The organism is Pseudomonas sp. GL_103, from assembly GCF_057835175.1.
Genome location: NZ_CM174420.1, coordinates 3,570,972 through 3,592,109 on the forward strand (window position 1 = coordinate 3,570,972; position 21,138 = coordinate 3,592,109).

A 21,138-nucleotide genomic window follows, 5' to 3' on the forward strand; every position below is an offset into this window, starting at 1 on the left:
ATTGTTTTGGGACAGGCTCAGGCTTGCAGATGCCGGGCGCGGTACTCGGCGTAGTCACGTTGCAGCAGCGCGTCGCTGAGGCCGAACTGGTCAGGGCTGTAGTGATGGGCAGCGCGTTTTTCCCGGCCGTTGGCGGACAACCATTTGCCCATCGCTGCCTGAACCTCTGGCGTGCATTCAAGGCCGGCGAAGCGATAGATGCGCTCGACCACGGCCTGGGGCGCGGCCAGGGTGTCTTCGAACTGCACATCGAGAAAGCGTTCGGCCGGCATGCCCTCGCGCACCGCCATGGCATGGCGCAAGGCCCGCGCCATGCGCCGGTTCCACTGCTCGCCGACGGCTTCGGCATCGGCCTGGTCGCTGTACAGCTGCCACAGGGTATGGATGAAGCTGGCCAGCGAGGGAATGGTCCTGGCCGGTTCGCGATGGGTGAGCACCACCTGCGCCCCGGGGAACACGTCGAACAACAGCTCCAGGGTATGCAGGTGCTGCGGGCTCTTGAGCAACCAGCGCCGGCCGGGGGCGATGCCACGGCGTGCCTGCTGCCATTGCAGGAACTGCAGGCAGCGCTTGAGGTAACGGTAGACCTGGGTCTGGTCCTGCCGGTCGAGCCAGGCGGTGTAGCTGGGGACGTTGACGTAGGAGTCCATGGCGCAGAGGAACGAGTGCTCCATCAACATGAACTCTTCGTCGGGCTGCTCGGCGTCCAGTGGGTGGATGGCCAGCAGCTGCGGAAGAAACTCGATCATCGCCGTCACTTCGGCGCGCGCCCGGCCGAGGCGCTGCAACGGCTGCTCCAGGGTCTCCCCACTCAGGGGCGCCGGGTAGCGGGTTTCCCACCACTGCGCCTTGCTGAATTGCGGGTCCACCGCCAGGGTGCGTTGCAGCAGCGTGGTGCCGGTGCGCGGCAGGCCGACGATCACCAACGGGTCGTTGATTTGCAGTTCGAGGATTTCCGGGTGACGCCGACAGTGATCCTCGATGATCAGGCGGTTGACCAGTTGCGCCAGCAGTTTTTCACGCAACAGTCCGCGCCCCGACAGTGATAGCCGCGCTTCTTTCTCCAGGGCGGCGGCCAGCACCACCAGGCCCTGGCGAAAATCGCCGGGACCGAAATCGTCGAGGCCGCCGGCACGTGCGCAGGCTTCAGCCAGCAAGGTATCCAGGGCGAAGTCATCGGCACTCATCGCACAAGCTCCTTCAGATCATTGAGTTTGACCACGCGTGTCGTTGGCTGCACCGGTTGCTTTGCTCCCACCCATCGCAGGCAGAGGGTGCCATGCGGATGGCTGGCAGTTTCCAGCCAGTTCGCCAGACCCGGGTCACGGTGGCTGAGGACCATGCGCAGGCTGCCGTCCGCCGCAAGCTGCGCCGAATGCTTGTTCAGGCAGATGCGGTGGTAGCGGTAGTCGAGCGACTCCATCCAGTAGTTGTTGATCTGCACATTCCAGAAATCGCAGTCGGGCACCTGATCGACCTCGATCAGCAATGCCTCGTCATCAGCCAGAGCCCAGTAAGAGTGGTAATAGAAAATGTTCGGGTCGCCCCCCACCGACTGGCACAGTGCCTGGTCGGCGGCGGGCAGTTGATTGGTGTGCTTCTGATAACCCTGAGCCCAGTCGGCGAATAACCGCGCGGTGTTCTCGACGAAACTTCCCACCCGCTGCAGGCTTTGTTGCAAGCGCGGCGCATCCAGCGGTTCGGGTGTCTGACGGGCATTCAGGCGTTCAATGCGCAGTTGTGCCGGCTGCTCGCTGCTACGGTCCAGAAAGGTTTGGCGGACAATCAGGGCATTGCTCTGTGGTTCGAGCCGCAGCCAGTTACCGATGCCAGGCCGGTGCTGGCTGAGGATGATTTCGAAGTTGCCTTCGGCATCCGACTGCAACATTCCTGCATCGAGAAAGCCGGTCTGGATCATCTTGCCATCCGTCTCATAGCCCCCCTTCTGGGAACCGAAACTGAGGTAGGCAACACTGCCGCGCTGGCCGCTGACCCGGTACTCGTGCGCGCCGTTGAGGCGCGCATAGCTATACAAGTTATCGGGGTTGTCGGCGCCAATTTTCGCGGTTTCATGGGATGGGGTGATGAAGCCCGGGAAGTCCGGATCAGCAAATTCCAGGTGCATTTCCAGCGCAATGCGCAGCAAACGCGTGAGATAGCGAAATCCTTCGGCGCGGGTCTGCACGTCGGCCGGAGCCTCGGCGCGCAATATTTGCTCGCCGCTACGCCGCAGTTGCTCACAGAAGAGGTTCCAGCTTTCGCCGCTGACTACCTCCTGATCGATCCTGTCTGTAACCATGTCGGTCTCCTCTGTTGGCGGAAAGTCCGCCGCTGCCAGTGACCTTAGGGAGCACCAGCGTGCCGATTCTTCGTCCAAGCGGACTAAATCGCCTGCTAGTCCGCACGGACGAGGAGCCATCCACCAAGAGTGGCGAGGATCGCGCCTGAGCCCATGGCTTACTTCCCGCCGCAGTTCGCGGCGCGGAATCATCCTCAGAGGAGTTACCCATGACCGCAGAGAAAAATCTGGTCCGTTCAGTGACCGTGGACATCGCCACACCGGCGGAATTTGTCTGGTCGGTACTGATCGACCTGGTGCGTTATCCGCAGTGGAACCCCTACACGGTCAAGGTCGAGTCGAGCTTGCAATTGGGCGAACCGGTCAACCTGTTCCTGACCAATCCGGGGCGGCCAGGCGAACTGCTGCACGTGATCGAGTACCTGGCGGACTGCGAGCCTCACCGGTTACTCGCCTGGGAGATGTATGCCAACGCCGGCAATCCCGACGCTGCCCGTCGCGAGCAGCACATCGAGCACACCGGCGCGGCCAGTTGCCGCTACCACACCACCGACCAGTTCCTCGGCGCCACCGCCGACCAGGTCATGACCGATCATGGCGCTTGGGTCAAGCAAGGGTTCGATGCCGTTGCCCACGCCCTCAAGATCCGAGCCGAGACGCTGTACGCGTCCGTCGCGTGACCTTCAACCGCCGGTGCCTCTTCGTCCGAGCAGACGAAGAGGCACCGGCGGTGCTTTACCTACCGTGGTGTTCAGCCGGCGCCAATCCCGGCAGAACACGAGGAGGTATCCGATGTTGACTCATCTGCAATGGCTGGAAGCGGAAAGCATCCAGATCATCCGCGAAGTGGTGGCCGAGTGTGAAAACCCGGTGATGCTCTACTCCATCGGCAAGGACAGCGCGGTCATGCTGCACCTGGCGATGAAGGCCTTCGCCCCGGGCAAGCCGCCCTTCCCCCTGCTGCACGTGGACACCACCTGGAAGTTTCGCGAAATGATCGCCTTTCGCGACCAGACCGCCGAACGCCTGGGCCTGGAACTGCTGGTGCATATAAACCCGGAAGGCGTGGAAAAGGCCATCGATCCCTTCATCCACGGCTCGGCCGTGCACACCGATGTGTGGAAGACCCAGGGCCTGAAGCAGGCCCTGGACCACTACGGTTTCGATGCAGCTTTCGGCGGTGCCCGCCGCGACGAAGAAAAGTCGCGGGCCAAGGAGCGGGTGTTTTCCCTGCGCTCCGAGCAGCACCGCTGGGACCCCAAGCAGCAGCGCCCGGAACTCTGGCGCCTGTACAACACCCGCAAGCGCAAGGGCGAAAGCCTGCGGGTATTCCCGCTGTCGAACTGGACCGAGCTGGATATCTGGCAATACATCTACCTGGAACAGATCCCCATCGTGCCCTTGTATTTCGCCAAGGAGCGCCCGGTGGTGCGCCGTGACGGCACGCTGATCATGGTCGATGACGAACGCCTGCCGCTGCGGCCCGGAGAAACCCCGGAACTGCGCAAGGTGCGCTTCCGCACCCTGGGCTGCTATCCGCTGACCGGCGCCATCGACAGTGACGCCGACAACCTGCCGGCGATCATCAGCGAGATGCTGGTCAGCCGCACCTCGGAACGCCAGGGCCGGCTGATCGACAGCGATTCGGCCGGGTCCATGGAGAAGAAGAAACAAGAGGGGTATTTCTGATGAACGCGATCACCGATGCACGCAATGGCGACCTGACGCCCTACCTGCAACAACAGCAGAACAAGCAGCTACTGCGCTTCATCACCTGTGGCAGTGTCGACGACGGCAAGAGCACCCTGATCGGCCGCCTGCTGTATGAATCCAAGGTGCTGTTCGAAGACCAGCTTGGCCAGCTCGAGGCCGACTCGAAAAAACTTGGCACCCAGGGCGACGAACTGGATTTCGCCCTGCTGGTCGACGGCCTGAGCGCCGAGCGCGAGCAAGGCATCACCATCGATGTGGCTTACCGCTTTTTTGCCACTGACAAGCGCAAGTTCATCGTCGCCGACACCCCCGGCCACGAACAGTACACCCGCAACATGGTCACCGGCGCGTCCACCGCCGACCTGGCGGTGATCCTCATCGACGCCCGCCAAGGCTTGCTGACCCAGACCCGCCGACACAGTTACCTGGTGTCGCTGCTGGGCATTCGCAAGGTCGTTGTCGCCATCAACAAGCTGGACCTGGTGGGTTTTTCACAAGCGGTGTTCGAACGCATTGAAACCGAGTATCGCGCCTTCGCTGCGCAGATCGGCCTGCATGATATCCAGTGCATCCCGCTCTCTGCGCTACGTGGCGACAACATGCTCGAAGCCAGTGCGAACACCCCCTGGTATCAGGGGCCGACCCTGCTCCAGCATCTGGAGAACGTCCCTCTGGAGCAGGCTCGACAAGTCGAGGCAGCGTTCCGCCTGCCCGTACAGTGGGTAAACCGTCCCAATCTGGATTTTCGTGGCTACTGCGGCAACGTCGTGGCCGGCAGCGTGCGCGTCGGCGAGCGCATCCGCGTGCTGCCCTCGGGCCAGCTGAGCGAGATCACCGGCATCCTTGGCAGCGCCGGGGAACAGCAGCAAGCCCTGTGCGGCCAGGCCGTGACCCTGACCCTCAAGGACGAGATCGACATCAGCCGCGGCGACGTGATCGCCCTGGCCGACGCCCCACCGGCAGTGGCCGACCAGTTCGAAGCGACCCTGGTGTGGATGGACGAACAGCCCCTGTTGCCGGGCCGCCCGTACCTGATGAAGATCGGTTGCCGCACCGTCGGCATGAGCTGCGCCAACCTCAAGCACCGGGTCGATGTGAACAGCCTCGAGCACCTGGCGGCCAAGACCCTGGAGCTGAATGGCATTGGCGTGTGCAACCTGCACCTGGACCGGCCGATCGCCTTCGATGCCTATGCCGACAACCGCGATACCGGGGGCTTCATCGTCATCGACCGCCTGAGCAATCGCACGGTCGGCGCCGGCATGCTGCACTTCGCCTTGCGCCGTGCGCAGAACGTGCACTGGCAGGCCATCGACGTCAACCGCGAAGCCCACGCCGCGCTCAAGGGCCAGTCGCCACGGGTGTTGTGGTTTACCGGTTTGTCCGGCGCGGGCAAGTCGACCATCGCCAACCTGGTCGAGCGCAAGCTGCATGCCCTGGGCCGCCACACTTATCTGCTCGACGGCGACAACGTGCGCCATGGCCTGAACCGCGACCTGGGCTTTACCGAAGCCGACCGGGTGGAAAACATCCGCCGGGTCTCGGAGGTAGCCAGGCTGATGCTCGATGCCGGGCTGATCACCCTGGTCTCGTTCATCTCGCCGTTCCGTGCCGAGCGTGACATGGCCCGCAGCCTGGCCGGCGACGGCAACTTCCTCGAGATCTTCATCGATGCGCCGCTGGCCCTGGCCGAGCAGCGCGACCCCAAGGGCCTGTACCTCAAGGCCCGGCGCGGTGAGCTGAAGAACTTCACCGGCATCGACTCGCCCTACGAGCCGCCGGTGGCGCCGGATATCCATATCGACACCCAGCACGAGTCTGCCGAGGCCGCCGCCGAACGCATTGTCGAAGCCCTGCTGGCGCTGTAACGGCCACCGGGCGCAGCCTTGCCTCTTGGGCATGCGCTGCGCCCGTCAGTGCCTAGGCCAAACGGACGATTTTGCCGTCGTGACCCCGGTCGATACTCGTCCATGACAACACGCAGCCAAAGAGGCGCGCATGACCCTGCCCTTTTCCACCTGCCCGGACCTACACGCCAGCATCGACATCCCCTCTGCCGAGCTCAGCAGCCTGCTCGGGCTGGTCTACCACGGCACGCTGGAGCCCACGCCCTGGGCCAGTTTGCTCGAAGCCCTGCGCCAGCGCTTCGCCGTCAGCTTCTTCACCCTGGTGCTGCGCAACCCCGACCATGAACGCCCCGGGCTGATCGTCAACGCCTCGGTGCATGGCGCCCTGTTGCCCGGCGAGCCCTCCTACAGCGAGCACTTCTATTCGATCTGCCCGTTCCTCGACTGGCCCGCAGACCAGGTGGCCAGTGCCGACCAGGTGCTCGGCACAGAGGCCTGGCTGGCCCACGATTTCTACCGCAACTACCTGCAGCCCCTGGACCTGCGCGATGTGCTGGTGGCCAACATGCGCACCGCCGCCGGCATGCACTGCGCGCTGTTCGCCTGCCGCGACCACGCCAGCGAAGCCTTCACCCCGGTGCAGATCAACCTGATCCGCCTGTTGTTGCCGCACCTGCAACAGGCGGTGGACCTGCACTCGGCGGTGGATCAACTGGATGCCGAACGCCAGCTCTACGCGGCCACCATCGACCGCCTGATGGTAGGTACGGCCATCCTCGACGAGAACGGCCGGATGATGCGCTGCAACCGTGCCGCCCAGCGCCTGTTCGACAGCCATGACGGCCTGGAGTGCAAGCACGACAAGCTCTGTGCCTTCGCCGGCCATGAAAACCGCACACTGCAGCAGGCCATCCAGGCGGTGTTGAAACAGCGCCCGCGCGGCCTCGACGACCTGCAAGTCCTGACCCTGTCGCGGCCCAGTGGCGAGATGCCTCTGAACCTGCTGCTGCGCCCGATAGCCATGAACTACCAGACCCACAACAGCGCCCGACGCCCGGCAGTGGTGGTGTTCATCCGCGATCCCGCCGACTCGCCACAAGCCTCGCGGGACCTGCTGCGCAGCTTGTTCCAACTGACCCGCACGGAAACCGAAGTGGCCATGCTGGTCATGGACGGCCAGACCCTCGATGAGACGGCCGAGGCGCTCGGGGTTTCGCGCAACACCGTGCGCGCCCACTTGCGCGGTGTGTTCGCCAAGACTGGCGCCACGCGCCAGGCGCAACTGGTCAAGACTTTGCTCAATAGCGTGGCGTCGTTGGGGTAGCGGTCATATCGCAGCCCGCACCAACCTGTTGCACCGGAAGACACGCTGACGGGTGAAAATGGCGACATGCGCTCCGTCCCGGACTGTATAGAAAGAAGACTGGACGGCCTTGGGGAATTGGTTAATCCGATTGCTACTAAGCCATAGTGCTTATCGTGATTAGCCTTGGTGGAAAGTTCCGATGCAGCAGCAATACTCCATTCTGCTGCGAAAACCATTCGCAGTATGGCGTGGGGCAATAAGTCATGAACTTCTGCGAAGCGAAAGAATCTCGATTTTCGTTAATCAAGCGATGCCTCCGCCAGCCGCTATTGCACTTTCTGATCGCCGGCTTTGCACTCTTTGTGTTGTACGGAGGTTTACACCGTTCAACCCTTGATCAAGATCCGCAACGCATCGAAATCACCCCTGAAGTTGTTCAGCGGATCGCGATTTCCTGGCTGGCACGATGGCAGCGACCCGCATCGGAGCAACAGTTGCAGGGCCTGATTGAGGAATATGTGAAAGAGGAAATCCTCTATCGCGAAGCACTGAAACTTGGCCTGGATAAAGACGACACTATTATTCGCCGCCGACTGGCACAAAAAATGGACTTCCTCGCCGAGGATGTAGCGTCACTTCGCGAACCGGCACCCGGTGTACTTGAGGCCTGGTATATCCAGCATCAGGACCAATATGCCCCGCCGCCACTTTTGACCTTCCATCATTTGTTTTTCGCCTTCGACAAACGTGGTGCGGATGCGCAAGCGCAGGCTCAGTCCGCACTCAGTGGGCTGTCTGACAAGAACAGTGGTGAAGGCGATGCCTTTATGTTTAAAAACGCCTACTCGGAACAATCCCGGGATCAGGTGGCACGGGTCTTTGGTTCAACGTTCGCCATTTCATTGTTCAAGCAAACGCCGGGGGGGTGGGTGGGGCCTGTGGAGTCGGGTTTTGGCTGGCATCTGGTGTGGATTGATGCACTGGCCAAATCACCTCCTCCGCCCTTCGAAGCCGTGGCCCGGCAGGTCAAGTCCGATTGGTTGTCCGAACAACGCAGCGCATCGAAACGCGCAAATTTCGATGCACTGAAAGCACGCTATGAGGTCGTGGTGATGGTACCTGCTTCCGCCGGTGCGGTTGCCGCCACACACAAGGAGCAGCCGTGATGCGGTGCACGGTATGGCTGCTGTTGGTGCTCTGGTTCGTGGGGCTGACGGCCATGGCCCATGAGTCGCGCCCCGCTTACCTGGAACTCAACGAAACGGCCGCCGGGCGCTATGACGTACTCTGGCGCACGCCGGTGCTTTCAGGCATGCGGTTGCCGATTGCGCTCCGGTTTGCCGAAGGTGTGCGTACTGTCGTTGAGCCCGTGGAAAGCGAACTGAACGATTCACTGATCGAGCGTCGGGTCATTGATGCCGGCCCCGCAGGACTGGTCGGGCAACGTATTGCATTCATCGGCCTGCAAGCGAGCATCACCGATGTGCTGGTGCGTGTGTCGCGCCTGGACGGCAGCCTGACGACCACCCTCGTCCACCCTGCGCAGCCCTGGATAGAGATCGCTGCCACGCCGGGAGCGTTTTCGGTGGCCGGTGCATTTCTGGTTCATGGCATCCAACACATCCTGGGGGGCTTCGATCACCTGCTGTTCGTCTTCGGTCTCCTGCTGCTGGTGGGTAATGGCTGGATACTGGTGAAGACCATCACCGCATTCACCCTCGCCCATTCCGTCACTCTGGCACTCGCTACACTGGGTGCGGTGCGGCTGCCCGGCCCTCCTGTGGAAGCGACGATTGCGCTGAGCATTCTGTTGCTGGCAGTGGAAATCGCCCGCAAGAACCGTGACGAAACCAGTTTCACCCTCCAGTGGCCATGGGTGGTGGCGTTCTGTTTTGGCTTGTTGCATGGCTTCGGTTTTGCCGGTGCGCTGGCGCAAATCGGTTTGCCGCAGCGCGACCTGCCGCTGGCGCTGTTCACCTTCAATGTCGGCGTCGAGATCGGCCAGCTGATGTTCGTCGCCGTCGTGTTGAGCCTGCGCGCACTGCTGCTGCGCTGTCGACTGCCACGGCCTGCAGTCCTGTATGCCCGACCGATTGCTTCTTACGGGTTGGGCACGCTGGCTGCCTTCTGGTTTTTCGAAAGAGTCTCGAGTTTCCTGTCCTGAGTTGCACCCTGTCATTGCCGTATTCCGGAGACGTGGAATATGAAAACCCCTACACACTTCACCGCGCCAACACTGCTCGGTTGCGCCGTGTTAACTGTCAGCACGCTGGCATTGGCAGAGGGCAACCCGGATCGCGAGGTTTACTTTGGCCAGACGCACTCGCACAGCTCCTGGTCGATCGATGCCTACCTGATCGGCAACCACCAGGTCGATCCCGAGCAGACGTACCAATTCTCACTTGGGATGCCGATCAAGCATCCAATGGGGTTTGAAGTGCAACTCAAGGGTCGCCCGCTGGATTTCCATGGCGTGACCGACCACTCGGAATACGTGGGCGTGATCGCCCTGGCCAACGATCCGAAGTCAGACTTCAGCAAGCTGCCCATCGCGCAAAAGCTGATTGTCAAAACCCCGGAAGATTTCAACCGGGTGTTCAAATGGATCGCCGGCAGCTTGAGCCACCCGATCAAGGAGCTGATTGATCCGAAGGTTGCCGGCAACATCTGGCAGCAGAACATCGCCATCGCCGACAAGTACTACAAGCCCGGCAAGTTCACCACGTTTGTCGCCTATGAATGGACCTCAGCCCCCAACAATCAAAACATGCACCGCAATGTGTTTTTCCGCGACTCGAAGAAGGTGCCGGACATGCCCTTCACTGCCCTCGATTCGGACAAGCCGGAGGATTTGTGGGGCTGGATGGACGATCAACGCAAAAAAGGCAACGAGGTGCTGGCGATCTCCCACAATGCCAACCTCAGCAACGGCCTGATGTTTCCGGTGGACGTAGATGACCGTGGCCGCCCCATCGATGCCGCCTGGGCCGAGACGCGGATGCGCAATGAATCCCTCACCGAAATTCATCAGGTAAAGGGCACCTCGGAAACCCACCCCGAACTGTCGCCGACAGACGAATTTGCCAATTATGAAATCATGAGTTTCCTGCTCGGCATCGACAACAGCACGTCGAAACTCAATGGCAGTTACATCAGGCAAGCCTGGCAAAACGGCATGGCTTTGCAGCAGGCTCGTGGATACAACCCTTACAAAATGGGCGTGGTCGGCGCCAGCGACTCGCACAATGGGGTGATTCCTTATTCGCAGAGCTACAACTTCGGCTCCCACGGCTTTACCGACAGCACCCCGGCGGCGCGTCTTTCCGGCAAACAGAACTCGGGCTTGTTGGCCTTGCAAACCAGCACCTCCGGTTTGGCCGGTGTCTGGGCCGAAGAAAACACCCGTGAATCGATCTTCGATGCCATGAAGCGTAAAGAAGTCTATGGCACCAGCGGCGTGCGCATCCCCGTGCGCATGTTTGGTGGCTGGGGCTTCGACAGCAGTTTGTGGAATGAAAAAGACTGGGTGCATGCCGCCTACGCCAAGGGCGTTCCCATGGGCGGCGACTTGCCGGCAAAACAGGATAAACAGACGCCGTCCTTCGTGGTGTGGGCGGTCAAGGATGTCGACGATGGCAACCTAGACCGAATCCAGATCATCAAGGGCTGGGCCAAAAACGGCCAGACCTTCGAGAAGGTCTACGACGTCGCCTGGTCCGGTGATCGCCAACCGGACCAGGCCAGCGGCAAAGTCCCACCGGTGGGCTCCACGGTCGATGTTTCCAAGGCGACCTACACCAATACCATTGGTGCCACCGAGCTGAAAAAAGTCTGGGTCGATCCGGATTTCGATCCGGCCCAGCACGCGTTCTACTACGCTCGCGTGCTACAGATTCCGACCCCGCGCTGGAGCACCTATGACGCGGCCAAACTGCAAGTACCGCCACCGGCCGACGTCTCGGCCACCGTCCAGGAACGTGCTTGGACTTCGCCGATCTGGTACACGCCGACAGTTGAGGACAGCAAGCTTGTCGCTGCTGGAAAAACCATCGACCAGCTGAAAACCGAAGGCGCCAAAGTGCTCACTAACGAGCAGTTGCAAGCCTACGTGGTAGGCAAAACCATCAAGGTGCGCAATACCGTCACCGGCCAGACGTTCGAGATCGTCTATGGCACAGAAGGCCAACGCCTGGTCACCAGCGTCGATGGCAAGCCACCGACGCAAGGGGAATACCTGAACATGCTGCATGACGGCCAGTTTGGCGTACCGGCCAAATATGAAATCAAGGACGGGCATCTAGTGACAACACTCGGCGGTACACCCTTCGAGGCCACAGTATTCGAGCAAAACGGCAAATACATGGCGGCTCGCAGCAACGAGTTCGGCTATGTGAATTATGAGGTTGAGGAGGTCAAGTAGCGTCGAAGCCTTCTGGCCGGCTGCCGCCCTTCGTAACTGGTCGTTATCGACCGAACGTAAGGAGGTAGGAACCTTTAAGGCCCACCCTCCCACAACTCAGCAGCCACCTGCGAGCATTGCTACGTCCAGTAATCGACCTGATGATGCCTGCCGCTCGACAGAAGTCGCAGTTCAATCCCGAGCAATCTTGTCATTTGCCAAGGCTTAGGGCAGGGTCGATGCCACTGACATCTCTGCCAAAGGAGTCACCCCATGTCAAAGCTATATCCCAGTATCGATCCCGAGGGGCTGGTCGAGTACTCAGTGGTCTACACCGACCGCTCGCTCAACCACATGTCGCAGTCATTTCAAGCCGTGATGAAGAACATTTCCAGGACTCTGAAACAGGTCTACAACGCCCAGGCTGTTGCGGTGGTCCCGGGCAGCGGCACATTCGGCATGGAAGCGGTGGCGCGACAGTTTGCCACCGACCAGCAATGCCTGGTGATACGCAACGGCTGGTTCAGTTATCGCTGGAGCCAGATCCTTGAGATGGGCAACATCCCGGCGGCCACCACGGTGCTGAAAGCCCGACCGGTCGACACTGGTCGCCAGGCTGCCTACGCCCCACCCCCTCTGGACGAAGTGCTGGCAGCCATTCAAGCGCAGAAGCCGCAGATTGTCTTCGCTCCCCACGTTGAAACCTCATCAGGGATTATCCTGCCCGACGAGTACCTGCGGGCCGTCGGCGACGCCGTGCATGCGGTGGGTGGCCTGTTCGTGCTGGACTGCATCGCCTCAGGCACGCTTTGGGTTGATATGCACAAATGCGCAGTCGACCTGCTGATCAGCGCACCGCAGAAAGGCTGGAGCGCCTCCCCTTGCTGCGCCCTGGTGATGCTCAGTTCTTTGGCCCTCGAGCGCATCGAGCAGACGCATAGCAGCAGCTTCGCCTGCGACCTGAAAAAGTGGCTTCAGATCATGCAGGCCTACGAACAGGGCGGACATGCCTACCATGCGACCATGCCCAGCGATTCCCTCGCGCGATTTAACGAAGTGATGAAAGAGACGCAAGCCTACGGTTTCGACAAGGTCCGCGGCGAACAACAGGCTCTGGGCGATCGGGTGCGCGCAATGTTGACCGGCAAAGGCATCAAAAGCGTGGCCGCAGCCGGCTTTCAGGCCCCTGGCGTAGTAGTGAGCTACACCGATGATGCCGACATCAAGAGCGGCAAGAAATTTGCCGACCACGGCCTACAGATCGCCGCCGGAGTGCCGTTGCAATGCGACGAGCCGGCCGACTTCCAGACCTTCCGCATCGGTCTGTTCGGACTCGAAAAGCTGCACAATATCGAGCGCACGGTCAGCACCCTCGAGCAGGCACTGGACGAGGTGATGGTTAACTAAGCCCTCATCTTGCCCGCAGCACATACCGAACTTGTGAATTCCAGGAAGGCATCCTGCCCTGGGCACTGCCGGCCCATGGCGATGATCTTCGACGAACATGACGCTGGTCGCCCGGACGTCATGTTAGAACCATAAGGGAAAGCCCGTGCATGCGTCTTACTGACACGTGCGCCCTTCAGCGCTATCAGAAAAGGGTTCCAACGAAGCCTTTCACGGGGCGGATGATCGGCGGCTGCATGACTTGGATCGACCCAAGGCGGACGGTGGTGACAGGAAAAAATCGGTCAGAGCAGTCATTCAGCCCATCAAAAAACGGACGATTGATGCATTTACTGATTCACCATGGGGCGACAGAAATGGACTACCTTGTTGACCCAGTTACCCATAGCTCAGGGAGAGCGACATGTCTGTAGAAATCCAGCTTTCGGAAAATGCGACTGAAGCAGAGCGGTCAGGAATATTGACTCCGTTACTGGCACATAATCTGGCCAACGGTGGGGACGACGCCCATGAAACATTTGCCCTGTTGCTACGAGACCCTGACAGTAACGAAGTTATAGGCGGGCTATACGGCAAGATCTCATATCGCTGGCTGCTCATTGATCTTGTCAGCGTTCCCGAGTCGATGCGTGGCCAAGGTATCGGAGAACGGCTAATGCGCATGGCCGAAGATATCGCTCAGAAAAAGAACTGCACTGGTATCTGGCTGGAGACCTTCAGCTTTCAGGCACCCGGTTTTTATCAAAAACTTGGCTACTCCGAATTCGGACGCCTGGCAGACTATCCACCGGGACATATCCGGCTCTATTACCAGAAGTCGTTGTGCTGACAGCGTTTTGATCTTGGCCCGATAGCTGCTTTCGTTGGGGACCACAATCGGCCAGAAGCAATGGGATGGACTCCTCCTCACCTCGGCATCTTGAGTGCCAGACTGAAAGTGCGAACCACAGTCAACAGTGAGAAGGAGTCCACATATGAAGCTTATGCGCATTGGGGTCGACCTGGCCAAGAACGTGTTTCAGATCCACGGCGTGGATTGTCATGAGCGGCCAGTCTGGCGACAACGTTTACCTCGTGATCGCTGGCTGCAAACGGTGCTGGAGAAGATCGAACCGGGCTGTGAGATCGGCATGGAAAGTTGTAGCGGTGCGCACCATTGGGCGCGGCAACTACAAGCACGTGGATTTCGGGTGAGGCTGATTGCGCCGCAGTTCGTCAAACCGTACGTCAAGAGCAACAAGAACGACGCCAACGATGCCGAGGCGATCTGCGAAGCGATGAGTCGCCCCAGCATGCGCTTCGTCGCCGTCAAGACCATCGAACAACAAGATATCCAGGCGACGCATCGCATCCGGGCCGGCTTGATCGAACAGCGGACGGCCAAAGCCAATCAGATTCGTGGGCTGATCGCCGAGTACGGCCTCGTTGCGCCGAAGGAAATACTGATGCTGCGTCGCGCAATACCGTGCTGGTTGGAAGATGCAGATAACGGTTTGACGGCACGCTTTCGTCGTCTTCTGAATGGCTTGTGGGACGACCTGCGCGTACTTGATGAACGCGTGAGCGAACTCGATGGCGAGATATCTACGATCGCGGCAAGTGAGCCAACGACCGTCCGTTTGCAACAGCTGCGTGGTGTCGGCCCGATGATTGCCACCGCGCTCGTTGCTGCCATCGGTGATGCCAGTCAGTTTGCTAATGGCCGACAGTTGGCCGCTTCGCTGGGACTGACGCCGAAGCAGCACAGCTCCGGTGGTAAAGATCGGCTACTTGGCATCAGCAAACGTGGCGATGCTTATCTGCGAACACTGATGATCCACGGTGCACGCTCGGCCCTGCGTACAGCCAAATCCAAAGACGATCGGCTCAGCCAGTGGGCTGTTCGTTTGGCCGAGCGATCACATCCCAATGTGGCCGCTATCGCGCTGGCCAACAAAACCGCACGCATGGCTTGGGCGATGCTGCGCAACGGGACCGATTACCAACCGGATCGGGCTGCGGCCTGATCTACCAAACCGTCACGTCCAGCGAGTAAACAAACCGTCTACCCAGATTGCTAAGCAACCCGAACGATGGCAAACCGGTCGAACCGGCGTCGGCAAAACCCTCAAATGTCCAGGTGCGTAAAGCACGTAGAAGCGATTGGGAGCCGACGCGCGAATAGCCCATCATGGCCCTGCATCGAATCGATGCCGAAGTCAGAGGCCGAATATACGTGTGCAGTCGGCACGGGGGCCAAAGCGAAGGGGCTTGCAATGAGGAGGAGTCCATATACGGACGTTGATCACATGCGCGTGAGATGCAAAAACACCTGTTTGTCGCATGTCACCTCTCGGCCAGAACCGGTCATTACCGGAAAACACAGATTGCCCGTCAGCCGACGAAACCTCAGGCCCGCCAGGCCGGATTCTCGATCAACAGCGCCATGCCCTGCCCGCCGCCAACACAGGCCGCGGCGACGCCGTAACGCAGATTGTGCTCACGCAGTTGTCGGGCCAGGGTCAGCACCAGACGCAAGCCGCTGGCGGCCAAGGGGTGGCCGAGTGCCAACGAACCACCCTGGACGTTCAGACGCGAACGATCCAGCTCCAGTTCCTGAGCCACCGCCAGGACCTGGGCGGCCTGGGCTTCGTTGATTTCAAAGCGGTCGATCTGCTCCAGGTTCAAGCCGCTGCGCTGCAACAGCAGGCGAATCGCCGGAGCCGGACCAATGCCCATGAACTCCGGCGCCACCCCGACCACCGCGCTGGCCCGCAACAAGGCCAACGGTGTATCCCGACAGGCCGAAGCGCGCCCGACCAGGGCCGCTGCCGCGCCATCGACCACCGCACAACTGTTGCCGGCGGTTTGCACCCCGCCTTCGTGCACGCTGCGCAACCGGGCCAACGCCGCGATGTCTCCGGGCCGTGGGTGGCTGTCTTCACTCACCGTGTCGACACCGCGTGACAGGCGGATGCCCCGTGGCTGATAGCCTTGCAGTTCAAACACCTGATGCCCCACGGCAACGATCTCGGGTGCCAGCCAGCCCGCTTGATGTGCTGCAAACGCCCGCTGATGACTGGCACAGGCGTAGGCGTCCACCGCTTCGCGACTCAGCCCATAACGCCGTGCCAGGTTGTCGGCGGTGGTGATCATGTCCACCCCGGGGGCCGGGTCGTACAAGGCTTCCCAGAGAAAATCCTTGAACTGCACTTGCGCGCCAAGGCGGAAGCCACCTCGATGGGTATAGGCCGCAATCGGATTGCGTGACATCGATTCGGTGGCCACGCACAGGGCCAATTGCACGCCGTCATCCAGTTGCCTGGCGGCCTGGCGCAGCAGTTCGAAACCGGTGGCGCAGATACGCTGCACCCCCAGTGCCGGAACCGATTGCGCCACGCCGCTGTAGAGGCCGATGTGCCGTGGCAGCATGTAGGCATCGAAGCTGGCCTGGGCCATCGACCCCGCCAGCACGCTGTCTACCGCCAGCGGATCGACTTGCGCGCGCGCCAGTACTTCGCGCCCGACCTTGATGCCCAGGTCGATCGGCGACACCTCGGCCAGTGCCCCACCGAGGTCCACCCACGGCGTTCGCACCGCATCGAAAATCGCCGCATCGGCAAAGGCCGAGTACTGCCCGCCTGTGTTCAGGGCTTCGCTCACGACTTCGCCCCGGCGCGCAGGATGGCCGGATCGAGCCCGCGATACAGCGCCTCGACCTGCTCCGCGCGCCACTGCAATACCGCACGCTGATTGATCGAGCCCTTGTCGGTGATTTCCCCCCGGTCGATGGACGCCGGCTCGTCGAGCAAGGCGATCCACTCCAGGCGACTGGCATTGCCCGTGGCCTCGCGATTGAGCCGCTGCAACCAGTCGGCGAACCATTCTCGTACCGGCGCGCTGGCCAACACCTCAGTGTCGCTGGCACTGGCCGCCAGCCCTGACAGTCGTCGACATTCAAACATCCGCGCAAAGACCAGTGCTCCCAGGCATTCACGATCCGGCGCGGTCACCACCAGGTCCTGGACATAGGGCGAACCTTCGAGCACCGCACGGCTGCGCAAAGGCCCGACGCTGACGAACACCCCGGATGACAACTTGAAATCTTCGGCGATGCGCCCGTCGAACATCAGCCCCGATTGCGGATCGCGCGGGTCGGCGAGTTTTAGCGCATCACCGGAACAGTAGAAGCCCTGCGGGTCGAACGCTTCGAGGGTCTGCTGCGGTGACCGCCAGTAGCCGGGCATGATGTGCGGCCCACGAAAGCGCCCTTCCAGTTTGCCGTCCACCTGCACCAGGCGCACCTCACAACCGGGCGCCGGCAGGCCGACATAACCGGCCATGGACAATGGCCCGGTGGTGAAGGTGCAAGACGGCGAAGCCTCGGTCATGCCAAGACCCGCCATCATGCGGATACGCTCGCCGCAGTGCTGTTCGCTGATCCGGTCGAGGCGATCCCAGACACTTTGCGACAGACCGGCCGCGGCAAAGAAAAACAGACTGATGCGCTTGAAAAAGATCTCCCGCAGCTCCGCGTCCTGCTCCAGTGCCGACGCCAGTTCTTCCCAGCCCTTGGGCACGGTCAGGTAGGCGGTGGGCGACACTTCCTTGAGGTTACGCAGGGTCTGCGCGAACCCCTGCGCCGTGGGCTTGCCGTCGTCCAGGTAAAAGCTGCCACCGTTGTATAGCACGATGCCGACGTTATGGCTGCCGCCGAAAGTGTGGTTCCACGGCAGCCAGTCCACCAGCACCGGCGGTTCTTCGCCGAACACCGGAAACGTCTGCAACAGCATCTGCTGGTTAGCGCACAGCATGCGTTGGGTGGTGATCACCGCCTTGGGCAGCTTGGTTGAGCCGGAGGTGAACAGGAACTTGGCGATACTGTCCGGCCCCGTGCCGGCAAACGCGGCTTCGGCTTCGGCTCCGCCCGGCTGCTCAAGCAGGCTGGCGAAGCTCACCTGGCGACGCCCCGCGACCTGGCCACGCACGGTGATCAAAGGCGTCTGGGCCGGCAGCACCGCCTCGATGGCACGCTGGTAGGCCGCGGCATCACTGACAAACACCAGGCCGGGTTGCAGCAGGTCGCAGACGTGCCGCAGCTTGGCGAAATCCTGGGACAGCAGCGAATAGGCAGGCGACACCGGGCAGTAGGGAATGCCCGCATACAGGGCGCCGAACGCCAGCTGCAAATGCTCGATGTCGTTGCCCGAGAGCAGCACCAGCGGTTTGTCTGCCGACAGACCGTAGCTCAACAGGCTTTGGGCGATGGCCCGGACACTGTCGAGCATCTGCGCGTAACTGACCCGACGCCAGTCACCGTCGGCCTGGCGGGCGGCGATAAAGGTCTGCTCGGGACGCACCTTGGCCCAATGCACCAGACGGTCGAGCAATCGCGGCGGATAGTCGGCCAATGGCTCCAGGGAACGCATGTGCAACGCGCCCTGCTGCTCTGTCACCTCGACCGCTGCGCGACCGATGGACACGTGACGGTAGCGCGGCGCGCCGGCCTCGGTGTGGGGTTGCGATCTGAATTCGGAACTCACGTGCTTGTTCTCCATCAAGGCACGCTACCACCAAGCCGCACGAATGGGCATGGTGGTGGCTGCAGCCTTTTTTATTGTTATTTCTGCTGTTCAGATCGGGTAATGCCGCGGTCCATGCTGCAAGGTGACCCAGCGCAACTGGGTGAAATGCTCGATGGACGCCTTGCCGCCAAAGCTGCCGTAGCCGCTGGACTTGACCCCGCCGAAGGGCATTTGCGCTTCGTCGTGCACGGTCGGGCCATTGATATGGCAGATGCCCGACTCGACCCGTTGGGCCAGCGCCAGGGCGCGCCCGGTGTCACGGCTGAAAATCGCCGCCGACAACCCGAACTCGGAATCGTTGGCCAGGCGCAGCAACGCTTCATCGCCCTCCCCGCGCAACAATACCGCCACCGGGCCGAAGGACTCTTCGCGATACAGGCGCATGGTCTCGTTGACACCATCGAGCAGGGTCGGCTGCAAAATGCTGCCGTCCAGTTGCCCGCCGACCACCAGCCGCGCGCCCTTGCCCAGGGCATCGTCGATCAACCCCTTGATGCGCGTTCCGGCACTGGCATCCACCAGCGATCCGAGCACCGAATCCGCCCGCGCGGGATCACCGGCGCGCAAGGTCTCGACCTTGGCCGCCAGCTTTTCGACAAAGGCGTCGGCGACCTTGGCATCGACGATCAGTCGTTCCGTGGACATGCAGATCTGTCCCTGATTGAAGTACGCGCCGAAGGCCGCTGCCTCTACCGCCGCATCCAGGTCGGCATCATCGAGCACCAGCAACGGCGCCTTGCCGCCCAGCTCCAGCAAGGCCGGCTTGAGGTGGCGCGCCGAGAGCTCGCCGACAATACGCCCGACATGGGTCGAGCCGGTGAAGTTGACCCGCCGCACCGCCGGATTGGCGATCAGTCGCTCGACAATCGCCGCGGCATCCGCCGGGGCATTGCTGATGACATTGACCACGCCATCACCCAACCCGGCATCCTGCAAGACCTGGCCGATCAACCGGTGCACCGCCGGGCTCAGCTCCGAAGCCTTGAGCACCACGGTGTTGCCGCACGCCAGCGGCATGGCGATGGCGCGGGTGGCGAGAATCACCGGGGCATTCCACGGGGCGATACCCAGCACCACACCGCAGGGTTGGCGCAGGGCCATGGCAAAACTGCCCGGCACATCCGAGGGGATGACTTCACCATTGATCTGGGTGGTCATCGACGCCGCTTCACGCAGCATGTTGGCCGCCAGCCGCACGTTGAAACCGTACCAGTTGGCCATGGCCCCGGTTTCACCGGCCGCTGCAATGAACTCGGCACTGCGCGCCTGCAACTGCTCGGCGGCCTTGAGCAAACGGCTGCGACGTTCATTGGGCGCCAGGGCGGCCCAGGCGGGGAACGCTGCCTGGGCCGCAGCCACCGCGGCATCGGCATCTTCCAGGGTGGCGGCGGCCACCCGCGATACCAGTTCGCCGGTCACCGGGTTGCGGCGTTCGAAGGTCCGACCGTCGCGGGCAGGCAGCGACTGGCCGCCAATCAGCAGGGGCACGTCCAGCATGGTGATTCCTCTTTATTGTCTTTATCGGGAATGCATTCGAGCGATACAGCGCGCCGGGGCGGACAGGCACCCGGCGATCAGTCTCAGCGCTTGTAGGCCTGCAGACCGGGCTTGATGCTCTTGTCGTCGAGGAACTGCTTCATGCCCTGCTCGCGGCCACCTTCGGTGTCGAGCAGGCGCGACTGGTCGAGCTTGGCGTACAGGTAGTCTTCGTTCTGTTCCCAGGTCAGCTCGCGGCAGCGCTTGAAGCCGTGCTTGGCCGCACGCAGCACCACCGGGTTTTTCTCCAGCAGGTTGCGCGCCAGATCCACGGTGACTTCACGCAGTTGCGCCAGGGGCACGCTTTCGTTGACCAGGCCCATCTCGGCGGCTTTCTGCCCACCGAAGGTCTTGCCGGTCATGATGTAGTACAGCGACTGACGATGGCCCACGGTGTCGGCCATGGCCTTGCTCACCAGGTTGCCCGGCGGGATGCCCCAGTTGATTTCCGAGAGGCCGAAGGTCGCTTCGTCGGCGCAGATCGCCAGGTCACAGGCCACCAGCGGGCTGAAGCCGCCACCGAAGCACCAGCCGTTGACCATGGCGATGGTCGGCTTGGTGTACATGCGCAGCAGTTTCCATTGCCATTGCGAGGCTTCGCGGCGGATCTTTTCCTGGAGGATCTCCGGGCCCGCGTCCACTTCGCGGAAGTATTCCTTGAGGTCCATGCCCGCGGTCCAGGCTTCGCCGGCACCGGTCAGCACCAACACGCCGGCCGCCGGATCCTGCTCCAGGGTTTCCAGCACATCGATCATTTCCCGGTTGAGTGTCGGGCTCATGGCGTTGCGTTTTTCCGGGCGATTGAGAATGACCCAGGCGATGCCTTCTTCGATCTCGACCTTGACGGTTGTCCAGCGACCTTCGTAGTTGCTCATGGCGATGCTCTCTTGTTCTTGGCTTGAAGATGACTGGAAACTAAAGGATCGATATAGTTATGTCAATTAACTATTAATCGAATTAACCATTTTTTTACCCACCCGGAAATATCCTCCGACCCTACCGCCATGAACGACGGGCATAGCTATCAGCGGCCAACCCCGGCAAACTAGATACACTTATTAACCTCC

Annotated in this window: 16 protein-coding genes; 10 read left to right on the top strand and 6 right to left on the bottom strand. The window is 61.5% G+C overall.

Annotated features, from left to right (window positions below):
* Positions 1-17: 17 nt before the first annotated feature.
* Together AC3IP0_RS16055 and AC3IP0_RS16060 are read right to left on the bottom strand one after the other, a co-directional pair.
* Positions 18-1,187 (bottom strand): sulfotransferase family protein, encoded by a 1,170-nt coding sequence (locus AC3IP0_RS16055; protein ID WP_489325260.1) that lies wholly within the window; start codon positions 1,185-1,187, stop codon positions 18-20.
* Positions 1,184-2,299 carry a DUF1214 domain-containing protein gene (locus AC3IP0_RS16060; protein ID WP_489325262.1) on the bottom strand — a complete coding sequence of 372 codons (1,116 nt, stop codon included), beginning with the start codon at positions 2,297-2,299 and terminating at the stop codon, positions 1,184-1,186. The genes AC3IP0_RS16055 and AC3IP0_RS16060 overlap by 4 nt, the downstream gene beginning before the upstream one ends.
* Before the next feature lie 209 nt (positions 2,300-2,508).
* Here AC3IP0_RS16060 and AC3IP0_RS16065 point away from each other — a divergent pair, with 209 nt between their 5' ends.
* From AC3IP0_RS16065 to AC3IP0_RS16110, 10 genes are all read left to right on the top strand, one after another.
* Positions 2,509-2,979 carry an SRPBCC domain-containing protein gene (locus AC3IP0_RS16065; RefSeq protein WP_489325264.1) on the top strand — a complete coding sequence of 157 codons (471 nt, stop codon included), beginning with the start codon at positions 2,509-2,511 and terminating at the stop codon, positions 2,977-2,979.
* The gene (gene cysD, locus AC3IP0_RS16070; RefSeq protein WP_489325266.1) at positions 2,921-3,988 is read left to right on the top strand and encodes a sulfate adenylyltransferase subunit CysD; all 1,068 of its coding nucleotides are present in this window, start codon (positions 2,921-2,923) and stop codon (positions 3,986-3,988) included. Before AC3IP0_RS16065 ends, cysD begins: the two co-directional genes overlap by 59 nt.
* A complete protein-coding gene (gene cysN, locus AC3IP0_RS16075; RefSeq protein ID WP_489325268.1) occupies positions 3,988-5,880 on the top strand; it encodes a sulfate adenylyltransferase subunit CysN in 1,893 nt (630 codons plus the stop codon). Before cysD ends, cysN begins: the two co-directional genes overlap by 1 nt.
* A gap of 130 nt (positions 5,881-6,010) precedes the next feature.
* On the top strand, positions 6,011-7,183 hold the full coding sequence (locus tag AC3IP0_RS16080; protein WP_489325270.1) for a helix-turn-helix transcriptional regulator: 1,173 nt from the start codon (positions 6,011-6,013) through the stop codon (positions 7,181-7,183).
* A 245-nt stretch (positions 7,184-7,428) separates the two neighbouring features.
* Entirely contained in the window at positions 7,429-8,331 is a 903-nt protein-coding gene (locus AC3IP0_RS16085) for a peptidyl-prolyl cis-trans isomerase (RefSeq protein ID WP_489325272.1), read from the top strand.
* Complete coding sequence (locus tag AC3IP0_RS16090; RefSeq protein WP_489325274.1) at positions 8,331-9,329, top strand: HupE/UreJ family protein; 999 nt, start codon at positions 8,331-8,333, stop codon at positions 9,327-9,329. The genes AC3IP0_RS16085 and AC3IP0_RS16090 overlap by 1 nt, the downstream gene beginning before the upstream one ends.
* Before the next feature lie 39 nt (positions 9,330-9,368).
* Positions 9,369-11,585 carry a DUF3604 domain-containing protein gene (locus tag AC3IP0_RS16095; protein ID WP_489325276.1) on the top strand — a complete coding sequence of 739 codons (2,217 nt, stop codon included), beginning with the start codon at positions 9,369-9,371 and terminating at the stop codon, positions 11,583-11,585.
* Between the two features lie 252 nt (positions 11,586-11,837).
* Positions 11,838-12,971, top strand: a complete 1,134-nt coding sequence (locus tag AC3IP0_RS16100; RefSeq protein WP_489325278.1) for an aminotransferase class V-fold PLP-dependent enzyme — start codon at positions 11,838-11,840, stop codon at positions 12,969-12,971.
* Positions 12,972-13,374: 403 nt separating this feature from the next.
* On the top strand, positions 13,375-13,800 hold the full coding sequence (locus tag AC3IP0_RS16105; RefSeq protein WP_489316106.1) for a GNAT family N-acetyltransferase: 426 nt from the start codon (positions 13,375-13,377) through the stop codon (positions 13,798-13,800).
* 145 nt (positions 13,801-13,945) lie between these two features.
* The gene (locus tag AC3IP0_RS16110) at positions 13,946-14,977 is read left to right on the top strand and encodes an IS110 family RNA-guided transposase (protein WP_489325280.1); all 1,032 of its coding nucleotides are present in this window, start codon (positions 13,946-13,948) and stop codon (positions 14,975-14,977) included.
* A gap of 382 nt (positions 14,978-15,359) precedes the next feature.
* Here AC3IP0_RS16110 and AC3IP0_RS16115 read toward each other — a convergent pair whose 3' ends face one another.
* The 4 genes from AC3IP0_RS16115 to AC3IP0_RS16130 form a co-directional block, all read right to left on the bottom strand.
* Positions 15,360-16,601, bottom strand: a complete 1,242-nt coding sequence (locus AC3IP0_RS16115) for a thiolase family protein (RefSeq protein WP_489327812.1) — start codon at positions 16,599-16,601, stop codon at positions 15,360-15,362.
* An 8-nt stretch (positions 16,602-16,609) separates the two neighbouring features.
* The gene (locus tag AC3IP0_RS16120) at positions 16,610-18,493 is read right to left on the bottom strand and encodes a feruloyl-CoA synthase (protein ID WP_489325282.1); all 1,884 of its coding nucleotides are present in this window, start codon (positions 18,491-18,493) and stop codon (positions 16,610-16,612) included.
* Between the two features lie 90 nt (positions 18,494-18,583).
* Entirely contained in the window at positions 18,584-20,032 is a 1,449-nt protein-coding gene (locus tag AC3IP0_RS16125) for an aldehyde dehydrogenase (protein WP_489325283.1), read from the bottom strand.
* Between the two features lie 83 nt (positions 20,033-20,115).
* Complete coding sequence (locus tag AC3IP0_RS16130) at positions 20,116-20,946, bottom strand: p-hydroxycinnamoyl CoA hydratase/lyase (RefSeq protein WP_046038330.1); 831 nt, start codon at positions 20,944-20,946, stop codon at positions 20,116-20,118.
* Positions 20,947-21,138 lie beyond the last annotated feature (192 nt).